The organism is Starkeya sp. ORNL1, from assembly GCF_012971745.1.
Taxonomy (GTDB): domain Bacteria; phylum Pseudomonadota; class Alphaproteobacteria; order Rhizobiales; family Xanthobacteraceae; genus Ancylobacter.
Window position 1 is genome coordinate 3,641,282 of record NZ_CP048834.1, and the last position, 11,838, is coordinate 3,653,119.

The window sequence follows — 11,838 nt, forward strand, 5'->3', positions numbered from 1 at the left end:
GGGGCAAGCAAAGCGGAATTACCGTTCAATAACAACGTCAGCGGAGAGCCGGGATCGCGTGACGATGAAGTGCGTTTGCGCGATCCCGGATCGGCCTGACGGCCGTCCGGGATGACGACACAATGGAGATGAGTCGGAAAATCAGCGTGGCGCGGCGGCGCGATTGAGCCGGTCGCGGATCGCCTCGCCGAGCCCCTCATGCGGGATCGGCGCCACCGCGATGCCGGTGACACCGGGGGCGTCCAGCGCACGCAGGTGCGCGAACAGGTTCGCCGCCGCCTCGACCAGATCGCCGGTCGGGCTGAGGTCGAGAACGGCGACCGCAGCTTCGCTCCCCGCCGGGCGGGCGCCGGCAAAGCCGAGCAGCGCTTCGCCGGGCCGCACCTCGGCGGCATCGAGCCGCACCGGGACGGACGGCGCATAATGCGAGGCCAGCATGCCCGGAGCGATCGGGGCCTCCCCGGCGGCGCCCTTGTGTGTCGTCCGGCGGGCCAGCACATGGCCCAAAGCCGCCTCGATCGGCCCACGGGCAAGGCCGCCCGGCCGCAGCAGAATGGTGCGCTCACCGGAGCAATCGAGAATGGTCGATTCGATGCCGACCGCACTCGCCCCGGCGTCCAGCACCAGTTCGATCAGTCCGTCGAGATCGGCCATCACGTGGTCGGCGCTGGTCGGCGAGACATGGCCGGAGCGATTGGCGCTCGGAGCCGCGATCGGCCGCCCCGCCGCCTCCAGCACCGCGCGGGCGACAGGATGCGCCGGCACGCGGATGGCAAGCGTCGAAAGCCCGGCACGGGCGAGATCGCAGACCGCGCCTTCGCGCGCCGGCACCACCAGTGTGAGCGGCCCAGGCCAGAAGCGGGCGGCGAGTGCTTCCGCCTCGGCGCTGAAGACGCCGATGCGCCGCGCCGCGGCAAGGTCCGGCACATGGGCGATCAGCGGATTGAACGAGGGCCGCCCCTTCGCGGCATAGAGCCGCGCCACGGCGCGCGGATCGGTGGCGTCGCAGGCGAGGCCGTAGACCGTCTCGGTCGGCAACGCGACGAGGCCGCCGGCGCGCAGCAGGCGCGCGGCCTCATGGATGCCCGCAGCATCCGCCGGCACCAGCCGTGTCCCGATCCGTGTCTGCGCCATCGCGGCCATCGGCGATCCCCGTTGAAGCGCGGCTCGATAGGCGCCCGCCGCGGCGGGGTCAAGGCGGCCCTCAAAAATCCCCGAGCGGCTGCGGCCAAACGTGGCATATCGTGCACCGCAACCCTATAAGACCATGAGCTGCCACGCCCAAAGGCACCGCCGACGAGGACTGCCCTGATGTCGACCCTGCTGATTGCCCATGATGCCAGCCTCAACCACCTGACACCGCCGGGCCATCCGGAACGGCCGGACCGCGTGCGGGCGCTGAACCGGGTGTTCGAGCAGGAGCAGTTCGCCACCCTCGCCCGCGAGCAGGCGCCAATGGGTGCGCGCGAGGACATCGTCCGCGTCCATCCGGAGGATTATGTCGCCGCGCTCGACGAGGCGATGCCGGAAGAGGGCCTGGTGCGCATCGACGGCGACACCGTGATGTCCCCCGGCACCGGCGAGGCGATCTGGCGCGGCGTCGGCGGCTCGGTACTGGCGGTCGACGAGGTGCTGGCCGGCAGGGCGAAGAACGCCTTCGTCGCCATGCGCCCGCCCGGACACCATGCCGAGACCCGCACCCCGATGGGCTTCTGCCTGTTCAACAATGTCGCCATCGCCGCCCGCCATGCGCAGAAGGTGCACGGCATCGGCCGCGTCGCCATCGTCGATTTCGACGTGCACCACGGCAATGGCACGCAGGAGATCTTCTGGAACGACCCGACCGTGATGTACGCCTCGACCCATGAGATGCCGCTGTTCCCCGGCACCGGATCGGTCGGCGAGCGCGGCCTCTCGGACAATATCGTCAATGCTCCGCTGCGCGCCGGCGACGGTGGCGAGCGCTTCAAGCAGGCCTTCGAGGACCGCATATTGCCGCGGCTGGAGGCGTTCGGGCCGGAACTCCTGATCATCTCCGCCGGCTTCGATGCCCACACCCGCGACCCGCTGGCGAACCTCAACCTGCTCGAGGACGATTATACGTGGGTGACGAAGAAGCTGATGGACCTCGCTGAAAAGCACGCGGGCGGCCGGCTGGTCTCGGTGCTGGAAGGCGGCTATGACCTCGAAGGACTGGCCCGCTCGGCGTCGGCGCATGTCATGGCGCTGATGCGCGGGTGAGGCGGGAGAGCATGATGACCGACGCTTCGGATGTGAAGACGCTGAGCTTCGAGAAGGCGCTGGCCGAGCTCGAGACAATCGTCGGCAAGCTGGAAAGCGGCAATGTCCCGCTGGAGGAATCGATCACGCTCTATCAGCGTGGTGAAGCCCTGAAGGCGCGGTGCGACGCACTGCTGAAAGACGCCGAGGCCCGCGTCGAGAAGATCACGCTCAGTGCCGACGGCAAGCCGGCCGGCACCGTGCCGCTGGATGGCGAGTGAGCGGCAGCGCTCGCCGTGACCGTCCGGCTGCGCGCCCATCATCTGCTGTGCCTGCTCACTTATGTCGGCAAGGGTTATACGCCGGCCTTCACCACCAATTACGACGTGGTCGTCGCCCGGCTGAATGCCGGCGAGAACGTGCAATTGGTCGAGGGCCCGGACGACATCTGCGCCCCGATGCTGGCTGATGGCCACCATTGCCTCAATGCCAGCATCGTCGAGCGCGACCGGCAGGCGATGGACGATGTCGCGATGCTGCTCGAACGACCGCTTGCCTCCGGCATGACACTGGCACTTGACGCCGCATTGGTTCGGCTCATGCGGTCAGGCTTCGCCGCCAACGCCACGCGCCAGGCCTACGCGGGCTGCGAATGGTCGGCGCTCTGCACCGGCATCGCCGGAAGCGCGTTCGCCGGCGCGCGGTTGCGCGGCGCGCAAGAAGCTCTCAACCGGCGAGGCGCTCGCGGCAAGCGGGGTTGAACACCCGCTCGGTGGAAGCGGGATTGCGCGCCAGCGCGACCGCCGGGCGTATCGGCCGGCGGACCAGTTCGCCGGAGCAGTTCGGGCAGATCCCATCCAGCACCTCGGCGGCGCACGTCGCGCAGAAGGTGCATTCAAAGGTGCAGATCATGGCGTCGGGGCTGTCAGCCGGCAGGTCGCGGTCGCAGCACTCGCAGCTCGGCCTCAGTTCCAGCATGCCCGCCCCTTCTCAGAATATCCCCGGCACGATGCGCGCGGTGCGCGCGCTATAGGCGCGGTATTCCTCGCCGAACGTGTCGAGCATCATGCCTTCTTCGCGTCCGACGCGGAACGCGAACAATATGCCGAAGCCGATGAAGCCGGCCGGTCCGGCGATCCAGTTAGGGATCAGGATCAGCTGCGCCAGCGCCCACAGGAAGAAGGCGGAATACATCGGGTGGCGCACATAGCGGTAGACGCCACCGGTGATGAGCTTGTGCTTGTCCTTGATCTCCAGCGTCACCGACCAGTTCTTGCCGAGGTCCTTGTGGGTGCGGCGGAACAGCCAGAGCGAGAAGCCGAACACCAGCGCCCCGAGCACCAGCTGCGCGATCGAGAACGGGTAGTTGGCGGATTTCGGGAAGCCGGTGAACACCCAGATGCCGGGAATAATGCCGAGCCCCATGGTCGAGCAGAACAGCAATATGCGCTCGCGCAGCCGGTCGCGGGCATCCACCACCCGCTCGCGCTTCACCCGGCGCTCGAACGGGAAACGTATGGCGTACCAGCCAACGACGCCGATGGCCCAGACGATCTTGGTGGCGATAAGGAGATTCATGCGGCGTCCAGGGCTGCGGAGGTGGGAGGCTGTGGTTCGAACGGCGCGACGGACAGCAGGCGGCCGTCGGGCGTGAAGCGGTTTATCGCACCGTCCTTGTCGGTGGCGAGCACGGCGAACGGCACCGGGCCGAGCGCGATCATGAAATAGTCGTAGGAAGCACGCTTCTCGTTCGCCAGCATGAACTGGTAGTGGATGCGCATCGGGCTCCAGCGGTGCCGGCGGAAATTCTCCCGCATGACCATATGCTTGATGTTGGCATCGCGCAGCAGCGGGCGCGGTCCGTCGAGGCTGAAGCGGCGGTCGAAGCCGGTGCGACGCAGCAGCACGGGGTGGAATTTGTGGAAATTGATGGCGTCGTGCCGCGCCTGGTATTCCGCCCAGGCGAGGCCCGGCAGGTTCGACAGCCGCGCCGCCTCCGCCCGCACCCGCCCGCCCGAGGGATGCAAAGCGAGCTTGGGAATGGTGGCGCCGCAGGTGAGCAGGCAGATGCGCGTGCCGCGCTCGCACAGCTTCGGGTCGAGATCGAGCGCGCGGCCGATCACCCTGAGCACCAGCGTCGCCCCCAGGCTGTGGCCGACCAGGACGATCTCGTCATAGCGCTTGCTGGCGACGCGCTGCACCAGCAATTCCCCGAGCCGATCGAGCCGGGCATCCACCGTCGGGGTCCGGCCGTACATGTAGTTGCGGGCAAGATCCCAGTCATCGAGCGCCTGGTGCAGCCGCCAGCGCCGCCCGGGCTGGTGGAACAGCGCGAAGAACACGCCGATCCCCACCAGCACGCCGCCGATCTCTGGCCATGGCGTAGCCAGGCCATAGCCGAGCCCAAGCATTGCCAGCCAGCCGGCGAGCCATGCCACCCCGGCGAACAGGCCGGTGATGAGATAGGGGAAGAAGAAGAACAGGCCGTAGCGCACGCAGGCCTTCAGGTAGCGCCATGCCGTGCCGGTGAAGAAGAAGTCGCTCAGCGCGTAGAAGCCGCGCCCCAGCCGCACCGGATTCGGCCGCTCGTCGAGCGCGACGACGATATCGTCCCAGCGCAGGATCTCGTAATCGGTCTCGCGCTGCCAGTTCGGCCCGGAGGCGGTCACGCGCCAGCGCGCCGAGGGACCCATCTCGCCTTCAAGCGTGCCATCATCGAGACGCTCCGACACTCGGACATCGAACGACCACAGCTTGGCGAACTTGCCGGCCTGATAGACGAAGCGGCCGTAATGGTAGTCCATGTCGGTCGGGTCATGGCCGGGCATGAACAACATCAGACGGCGCGCCGGCGCCGTGCTGTCATTCCTCGCTTCGCTCCCGGCTTCGCCCTTCATTGCGTGGTTCTAGCGGATGCACGCCATGCGCGCCAATGCCGGGCCGCACAGGCGGGGGCTCTCTCCACATCTGTTGCGCCAATCCGGCGCCGTTCCGGTACCGCCATGCCGTTGCGTGCCAAAGGGCTGAATCCCGGTGCGTTGCGCGCTTCCTTGCCATTGTGTATCCCAGAGGACGTGCAGTCTTCCACGCTCTGCACAGGCGCGGGTGCGCGGCCTTCCGGCCGTGCACCGCATCGGAGACGTCCTTGACCCGCCCCTCGACCCCGCTTCTCGACACTGTCCATGCACCGGCCGACCTGCGCCGCCTGCCCGAGGAACGCCTGGGCGAGCTGGCCGCGGAGTTGCGCGCCGAGACCATCGACGCCGTCTCCGTCACCGGCGGGCATCTCGGCGCCGGGCTCGGCGTGGTCGAATTGACGCTCGCCCTGCACTACGTGTTCGATACCCCGTACGACCGGCTGGTCTGGGATGTCGGTCACCAGAGCTACCCGCACAAGATCCTCACCGGGCGCCGCGAGCGCATCCGCACGCTGCGCCAGGGCGGCGGGCTTTCCGGCTTCACCAACCGGGCGGAGAGCGAATACGACCCGTTCGGTGCCGGGCATTCCTCGACCTCGATCTCCGCCGGGCTCGGCATGGCGGTGGCCCGCGATCTCGATGGTGGCGAAGGGTCTGCGAAGCGCAACGTGGTCTGCGTCATCGGCGACGGCGCCATGTCGGCCGGCATGGCCTATGAGGCGATGAACAATGCCGGGGCGATGGATTCCCGCCTCATCGTCATCCTCAACGACAATGACATGTCGATCGCGCCGCCGGTCGGCGCCATGTCGGCCTATCTGGCCCGGCTGATCTCCGGGCCGACCTACCGCACGCTGCGCGAGACGGCGAAGCAGCTCGCCGGCAACCTGCCGAAATTCTTCGGCCAGAAGGCGGCCCGCGCCGAGGAATATGCCCGCGGCTTCTGGACCGGCGGCACGCTGTTCGAAGAACTCGGCTTCTATTATGTCGGCCCGATCGACGGCCATAATCTCGACCATCTGCTCCCGGTGCTGTGCAATGTGCGCGACATGCAGACCGGGCCGATCCTGGTCCATGTCGTCACCCAGAAGGGCAAGGGCTATCCGCCGGCGGAAGCCTCGGCCGACAAATATCATGGCGTGCAGCGCTTCGACGTCGCCACCGGCGCGCAGAAGAAGGCCGTTTCCAACGCCCCGACCTATACGCGGGTGTTCGCCGACGCGCTGATCGAGGAAGCGCGGCACGACGACAAGATCGTCGCCATCAATGCCGCCATGCCGGCCGGCACCGGGCTCGATCTGTTCGGCGAGGCGTTTCCGACCCGCACCTTCGATGTCGGCATTGCCGAGCAGCACGCCGTGACCTTCGCCGCCGGCCTCGCCACCGAAGGCTACAAGCCGTTCTGCGCCATCTATTCAACCTTCCTGCAGCGCGCCTATGACCAGATCGTCCATGACGTGGTGATCCAGAATCTCCCGGTCCGCTTCGCGCTCGACCGCGCCGGGCTGGTCGGAGCGGACGGCGCCACCCATGTCGGCGGCTTCGACCTGCCGATGCTGGCCTGCCTGCCGGGCATGGTGGTGATGGCGCCGGCCAATGAGGCGGAGCTGGTGCATATGGTGGCCACGGCCGCCGCCTATGATGAAGGCCCCATCGCCTTCCGCTATCCGCGCGGCGAGGGTGTTGGCGTCGAGCGCCCGGCGCGTGGTTCGGTGCTGCCGATCGGCAAGGGCCGCGTGGTGCGCGAGGGCGCGGCGGTGGCGTTGCTCTCGCTCGGCACCAGGCTGGCGGAATGCCTCACCGCCGCCGACCAGCTCGCCGGCTTTGGGCTTTCCACCACGGTGGCCGATGCGCGCTTCGTCAAGCCGCTCGATCGCGAACTGGTCCTGCGCCTCGCTCGCGAGCATGAGGTGCTGGTGACGGTGGAAGAAGGCGCCTCCGGCGGCTTCGGCAGCCAGGTGCTGGGGCTGCTCGCCGAGGTCGGCGCCTTCGATCGCGGGCTGAAGGTGCGCACCCTCACCCTGCCGGACCGCTTCCTGGAACATGATTCACCGGCCGTGCAGCTCGCCGCCGCCGGGCTCGATGCGCGCAGCATCGTCGCCGGCGTGCTTGGCGCGCTCGGCCGCGCCGAAGCGGACGTCCAGGCGGCGCTGCTGAGCGGCTAGAGCATTTCCCGATCAGATGGAATCATCTGGTCGAAGAGGAATTGCTCCAGCTTATTGAAGCTAGAGCGATCACTTCACCGAGGACGGCAGGATCTTCGCCTTCAGGCAGCCGGCCTCGAAGGCCGGCAGGCGCTTCTGCGCCGAGATCATGGGGAGGGTCTCGCTGGCGCCGGGCACCGTCACCCTGAGCTGGTCGCCGACCTTGAACACCTCGATCAGCTTGGGCTCCAGCTTCACCTGCGCCTCGACGGCGCGCCGGCCCTCGGTCACGGACGGGAAGGTGCTGGCGGCGAACTCGACCACGGTCTTGCCATTGCCGAGGGTGAGGCGCACCGCGTCGCCGGCCTGGGCCTTGGGCGGAGAGAGCTCGGCAACGATCTGGAACAGGCCGGAGCCGGGCCGGCAAGTGGCAACGAGGAACGGCGCCGGCGCCTTGGCGACGCCGTATTGCAGCACGAAGGCCTCGTCGTCGCGGCCATAGCTCCAGATGCCGGGCGGGGGCTTGGGCCTGGTGTCGGCCTTGGCGGCGTCCGCCTTGGCCTTGGCATCAGCCTTGGCTTTCGCCTCCAGCTTCGCCTTCGCCTTGGCCTCCTTCTTGGAGGCCGCATCGGCCGGCGATGCTGCCAGCGCGCCGACGGCGAGCAGCAGGAACGCAAGGCGCACAAAGTTCGACAAGCGACGCATGGCTTAACGGGGCGCCTCGGCGGGATTAGCTATGGGAAGACGGCCGCATAGTGCCGTGCAGGTGATGAATGGGTGGTGACCGATTGTGACAGAACGCGGGCGGGATGATGACCGGAGCGCGAAACGGCTGCGTGCCGACCGTCTTCTGGTCGAACGCGGGCTGTTCGAGAGCCGCGCGCGGGCCCAGGCGGCCATCGAGGCCGGCCTGGTGCGCGCCGGCGGGCGCACGGTTGCGCGCGCGTCCGACATGCTCGCCGTCGATGCCACGCTGGATGCCGAGGAGGCCTTCCGCTGGGTCTCGCGCGGCGGCGTGAAGCTGGAAGCGGCGCTCGACGCCGCCGGCATCGACGTTACTACCAAGGAGGCGCTGGATGTCGGCGCCTCTACCGGCGGCTTCACCGAGGTGCTGCTGGCGCGCGGCGCGAAGCGGGTCCACGCGGTCGATGTCGGGCGCGGCCAGCTCCATGCTCGCCTGCGCACCAATCCCGCCGTGGTCTCGCTGGAGGAAACCGATATCCGTACCTTGCCGGTGGGCGCCATCCCCACTGCCGACATCATCACCATCGATGTCAGCTTCATCGGCCTCGCGCAGGTGCTGCCTGCCGCGCTAGCCCATGCTGCACCGGGCGCGGTGCTGGTGGCGCTGGTCAAGCCGCAATTCGAGGTCGGCAGGGATAAATTGTCCAAAGGCGGCATCGTGAAGGACGCCGCCGCCCGAGCCGGCGCCGTGGCGGCCGTGGCGGGGTGCCTGGCCCAGCTCGGGTGGCGAACGCTCCACACATTGCCGTCCCCAATCGCGGGCGGCGACGGCAATGTGGAGACTCTGATCGTGGCGGCTGCGGCGACATGATGAGGTCGCAGGAGCAACCAGTGTCAGGCGGCCTGGCGTCAGGCGTGGCGGCGAGCCTGCCCGGCATTGCCGAGCAGCGCAGCCGCGACCTTTTCGGAGACATAGCCGAGCACGGCGCCGACGATCATGGAGAGCGCGATCGTCACTACCGGATTGCCCAGCGACGCCGAGGTGAGCATGGCGAGGCCGTCAGCGGTCAGCAGTGCATAGCCGGCAGTGGCGGCAAAGCCGTAGACCAGCGCCGGAATGGCGGCGAAGGCCGGCATATTCGCCAGCATGATCATGACCAGGACGCCGACACCGACGCAGATGCCGGCCCAGAGCGGCAGACCGAGGCTGCTGCCCATGCCGCCGCGGCTCACCGCGAGGAGTGTGAGCCCCGCCATGATGCAGCCGGCGACATTCGCCATGATGGTTGCCTTGAGGCCGGCTTCCTTCCCCCCACAGTGAAAGAAGCAGGCCCAAGCGATGAAAGCGGCCCAGATCTGCAGACCGCCGGCAAGAGGTCCGAGGAACAGCCAGGTGGCCAATCCTCCGAGTAGGCCGATACTGATGGCAAGCGCAGAGATAAGCGACATCCCTTTCCCCCTTTGCGTGCGCTTCGCGACTTATTATTATGTGCGCGTGCTAAGTAAATATGGCTGTCCGTTTTAAAAATGGGAATCAGCCGCACGAATACTACGCTGATTCGAAGCAATGCGCATAACGTCACAATCGAGATGATAAATTGTCACACCTGATTATTAGGCGAATGCATAATACGGCATGGCACACGGCATGAGTCTTCCGCAAAGGAGCACCATTGCCGTCAGCATCGATCGGCTCGGGCATCGCGGCGACGGCATTGCCGAGACGCCGGAGGGGCCGGTGTTCGTGCCGCTCGCGCTGCCCGGCGAACAGGTCGAGATCGAGCGCGAGGGCGAGCGCGGGCGGCTGCTGCATGTCGTCGTGCCCAGCGTCGAGCGGATCGAGCCCGGCTGCCGCCATGTCGGGGCGTGCGGCGGCTGTGCCTTCCAGCATTGGAGCGCAGCGCCCTATCGTGCCTGGAAGCGCGGCCTCGTGTTCGAGGCGCTGGCCCGCGCCGGGCTCGATGCGCCGGTGGGCGAACTTGTCCCGGCGCATGGCGAGGGGCGGCGGCGCGTTACTTTCCATGCCCGCGGCACCGGCGGCAGCGCCAGGCCGGGACGCGACGTGCTCACGGTCGGCTTCGCCGGGCGGCGCAGCCACGCCATCGTGCCGATCGACGCCTGTCCGATCCTGGCGCCGGCGCTCAAGGGCGCGCTGCCAGCCGCCTGGGCGGTCGCCGGCGTGCTCGCCCCGCTCGCCAAGCCGCTGGACCTGCAAGTAACCGCGACCGAGACCGGGCTCGACATGGATGTGCGCGGCAGCGGTCCGTTGAAGCCGAATCGTATCGCGATGCTGGCGGAGGTGGCCGGACAGCACCGCCTCGCCCGGCTGACGCGCCACGGCGAGCTCGTGCTGCAGCGCGAGTCGCCGATGGTGACGATGGGCCGCGCCAGGGTCGTGCTGCCACCAGGCTCGTTCCTTCAGGCCACGCTCGAGGGCGAGCACGTACTGGCTCGCCACGTGGTCGAAGCGGTAGGGAAAGCGGGCCGCGTCGCTGACCTGTTCAGCGGCGTCGGTACCTTTGCGCTGCGGCTCGCCGAGACCGCGCGGGTGACAGCGGTCGAGGGCAATGAGGCGGCAGTGGAGGCGCTGGGCCGCGCGGTGCGCGGCGTGGCCGGGCTGAAGCCGGTCACGCCCGAAGCACGCGACCTGTTCCGCCGGCCCTTGCTGCCGCTGGAGCTGAAGGCGTTCGACGCCGTGGTGTTCGATCCGCCGCGCCAGGGTGCGGAAGCGCAGGCGCAGCAATTGGCGGCGAGCAAGGTGCCGCTGGTGGTGGGGGTGTCATGCGATCCGGTGACGTTCGCCCGCGACGCCGCGCTGCTGGCGGCGGGCGGCTATCGGCTGGAGAGCGTGACGCCGATCGACCAGTTCCTGTACTCGGCGCATGTCGAGATGGTGGGGGTGTTCCGGAGGTAGGGCGCTCGGCGTCTCCCTCCCAGCATCGTCATCCCGGACGGCCGGGATGACCACCCGGTAGCGAGGGGGGAGAACTAATTCCCCCAGCGGTCCATCCACATGCGCTCGCCGATGGTGCAGGAGATGCGCGGCGGGCTTACCGCCGGCAGCACCATGACGTGCGGCGGCGGCTTCACGCCAGCGACTTCCAAAACCAGCTTGGTCTTGATGGCATCGGCGAATTCATGCTTGGCGCGGATCGGGATGACGAAGGCGCCCGGCCCGCCGATCACGCAATCCTCGTAATAGACATCGAGCTGTTCGATATCGAGCATCGAGCCGGCCGGCTCCTTCAGGAGCAATGGCAGGCCGTTGATGGTGATGCCGCGCGAGACGAGGCCATCGCGGGTCGGCTCCACCAATGGCCCCTGGTTGTTGGTGCCGTCGCCCGATATGTCGATGACGCGGCGCAGGCCCCGTATGCCGTTATTGTCGAACAGCGCGGCGCCGAAATTCATCGCCCCGGATATTGAGGTGCGATAGACGCGGCGCAGCGGCGCTTCCTGGATGGCGGTGGCGAAACGGGCGGCGCTGGCCGGGCCATCGACGATGGTCCAGTCGACCACCAGCTTCTGCTCGTCGACACCGGCCCATTCCATATAGGCCAGCGCGACGCGGCCGTTCGGCCCGAGTTTCAAGGCATTGAGGAATTCGGGCGAGGTGACGGCGCCGATATAGCCCTCGCGCTGCAGCGCCAGTTCGTCGAGGTCCATCGAGTAGGAGACGTCGACCGCGAGCACCAGCTCGACATCCACCTGTTCATCCGCCGCTCCGGCCGGAACGATGGCGGCCCAGAGGGCCAGAATCAGAGCCGAGAGCACAGCCTGGAGGAACAGGGTTCCAGCAGGCCGCATGCGCATGCGCACCATCGCGACCTCCGTCTCGGACGGAACCCCGACGTGTCGGGGACCCGTCTGCG

General features: G+C 68.0%; 13 protein-coding genes. 6 read left to right on the forward strand and 7 right to left on the reverse strand.

Annotated elements, in window-relative coordinates; translation table 11 throughout:
* Positions 1-141 precede the first annotated feature (141 nt).
* Positions 142-1,143: an L-threonylcarbamoyladenylate synthase gene (locus tag G3545_RS17290; RefSeq protein WP_170014515.1), complete on the reverse strand. Its 1,002-nt coding sequence runs from the start codon at positions 1,141-1,143 to the stop codon at positions 142-144.
* A 168-nt stretch (positions 1,144-1,311) separates the two neighbouring features.
* On the opposite strand from G3545_RS17290, the gene G3545_RS17295 reads away from it, so the two are divergent.
* The 3 genes from G3545_RS17295 to G3545_RS17305 are packed head-to-tail and all read left to right on the forward strand — an operon-like array spanning position 1,312 to position 2,981.
* Positions 1,312-2,241 carry a histone deacetylase family protein gene (locus G3545_RS17295; RefSeq protein ID WP_170014516.1) on the forward strand — a complete coding sequence of 310 codons (930 nt, stop codon included), beginning with the start codon at positions 1,312-1,314 and terminating at the stop codon, positions 2,239-2,241.
* A gap of 14 nt (positions 2,242-2,255) precedes the next feature.
* Positions 2,256-2,501 carry an exodeoxyribonuclease VII small subunit gene (locus tag G3545_RS17300; protein ID WP_170014517.1) on the forward strand — a complete coding sequence of 82 codons (246 nt, stop codon included), beginning with the start codon at positions 2,256-2,258 and terminating at the stop codon, positions 2,499-2,501.
* A gap of 15 nt (positions 2,502-2,516) precedes the next feature.
* Positions 2,517-2,981, forward strand: a complete 465-nt coding sequence (locus G3545_RS17305; protein ID WP_170014518.1) for a DUF1284 domain-containing protein — start codon at positions 2,517-2,519, stop codon at positions 2,979-2,981.
* Here G3545_RS17305 and G3545_RS17310 read toward each other — a convergent pair.
* The 3 genes from G3545_RS17310 to G3545_RS17320 are packed head-to-tail and all read right to left on the reverse strand — an operon-like array spanning position 2,947 to position 5,048.
* Positions 2,947-3,198, reverse strand: coding sequence for a DUF1272 domain-containing protein (locus G3545_RS17310; protein ID WP_170014519.1), 252 nt, complete (start codon positions 3,196-3,198; stop codon positions 2,947-2,949). The genes G3545_RS17305 and G3545_RS17310 overlap by 35 nt on opposite strands.
* A gap of 12 nt (positions 3,199-3,210) precedes the next feature.
* Positions 3,211-3,798 (reverse strand): protein-S-isoprenylcysteine O-methyltransferase, encoded by a 588-nt coding sequence (locus G3545_RS17315; protein ID WP_170014520.1) that lies wholly within the window; start codon positions 3,796-3,798, stop codon positions 3,211-3,213.
* Entirely contained in the window at positions 3,795-5,048 is a 1,254-nt protein-coding gene (locus G3545_RS17320) for a hypothetical protein (RefSeq protein WP_246702452.1), read from the reverse strand. Before G3545_RS17320 ends, G3545_RS17315 begins: the two co-directional genes overlap by 4 nt.
* Positions 5,049-5,365: 317 nt before the next feature.
* On the opposite strand from G3545_RS17320, the gene dxs reads away from it, so the two are divergent.
* Positions 5,366-7,303 (forward strand): 1-deoxy-D-xylulose-5-phosphate synthase, encoded by a 1,938-nt coding sequence (gene dxs / locus G3545_RS17325; RefSeq protein WP_170014522.1) that lies wholly within the window; start codon positions 5,366-5,368, stop codon positions 7,301-7,303.
* A 69-nt stretch (positions 7,304-7,372) separates the two neighbouring features.
* Here dxs and G3545_RS17330 read toward each other — a convergent pair whose 3' ends face one another.
* Positions 7,373-7,987, reverse strand: coding sequence for a hypothetical protein (locus G3545_RS17330; RefSeq protein WP_170008856.1), 615 nt, complete (start codon positions 7,985-7,987; stop codon positions 7,373-7,375).
* An 85-nt stretch (positions 7,988-8,072) separates the two neighbouring features.
* Between G3545_RS17330 and G3545_RS17335 the strand changes: the two genes are divergently transcribed.
* Positions 8,073-8,837, forward strand: a complete 765-nt coding sequence (locus tag G3545_RS17335; RefSeq protein WP_170014523.1) for a TlyA family RNA methyltransferase — start codon at positions 8,073-8,075, stop codon at positions 8,835-8,837.
* Between the two features lie 38 nt (positions 8,838-8,875).
* Here G3545_RS17335 and G3545_RS17340 read toward each other — a convergent pair whose 3' ends face one another.
* Positions 8,876-9,415: a DUF1097 domain-containing protein gene (locus tag G3545_RS17340; RefSeq protein ID WP_170014524.1), complete on the reverse strand. Its 540-nt coding sequence runs from the start codon at positions 9,413-9,415 to the stop codon at positions 8,876-8,878.
* 199 nt (positions 9,416-9,614) lie between these two features.
* Between G3545_RS17340 and G3545_RS17345 the strand changes: the two genes are divergently transcribed.
* Positions 9,615-10,880 carry a class I SAM-dependent RNA methyltransferase gene (locus tag G3545_RS17345; RefSeq protein ID WP_246702453.1) on the forward strand — a complete coding sequence of 422 codons (1,266 nt, stop codon included), beginning with the start codon at positions 9,615-9,617 and terminating at the stop codon, positions 10,878-10,880.
* A gap of 74 nt (positions 10,881-10,954) precedes the next feature.
* On the opposite strand, the gene G3545_RS17350 is transcribed toward G3545_RS17345, so the two are convergent.
* Positions 10,955-11,788: a DUF1194 domain-containing protein gene (locus tag G3545_RS17350; RefSeq protein ID WP_246702454.1), complete on the reverse strand. Its 834-nt coding sequence runs from the start codon at positions 11,786-11,788 to the stop codon at positions 10,955-10,957.
* Positions 11,789-11,838 lie beyond the last annotated feature (50 nt).

Excerpts from the sequence above, each read along its gene's own strand:
- G3545_RS17290 (WP_170014515.1), bottom strand. The coding sequence starts at position 1,143 with ATGGCCGCGATGGCGCAGACACGGATCGGGACACGGCTGGTGCCGGCG.
- G3545_RS17295 (WP_170014516.1), top strand. The coding sequence starts at position 1,312 with ATGTCGACCCTGCTGATTGCCCATGATGCCAGCCTCAACCACCTGACA.
- G3545_RS17300 (WP_170014517.1), top strand. The coding sequence starts at position 2,256 with ATGACCGACGCTTCGGATGTGAAGACGCTGAGCTTCGAGAAGGCGCTG.
- G3545_RS17310 (WP_170014519.1), bottom strand. The coding sequence starts at position 3,198 with ATGCTGGAACTGAGGCCGAGCTGCGAGTGCTGCGACCGCGACCTGCCG.
- G3545_RS17315 (WP_170014520.1), bottom strand. The coding sequence starts at position 3,798 with ATGAATCTCCTTATCGCCACCAAGATCGTCTGGGCCATCGGCGTCGTT.
- G3545_RS17320 (WP_246702452.1), bottom strand. The coding sequence starts at position 5,048 with ATGCCCGGCCATGACCCGACCGACATGGACTACCATTACGGCCGCTTC.
- G3545_RS17330 (WP_170008856.1), bottom strand. The coding sequence starts at position 7,987 with ATGCGTCGCTTGTCGAACTTTGTGCGCCTTGCGTTCCTGCTGCTCGCC.
- G3545_RS17340 (WP_170014524.1), bottom strand. The coding sequence starts at position 9,415 with ATGTCGCTTATCTCTGCGCTTGCCATCAGTATCGGCCTACTCGGAGGA.
- G3545_RS17345 (WP_246702453.1), top strand. The coding sequence starts at position 9,615 with ATGAGTCTTCCGCAAAGGAGCACCATTGCCGTCAGCATCGATCGGCTC.
- G3545_RS17350 (WP_246702454.1), bottom strand. The coding sequence starts at position 11,788 with ATGGTGCGCATGCGCATGCGGCCTGCTGGAACCCTGTTCCTCCAGGCT.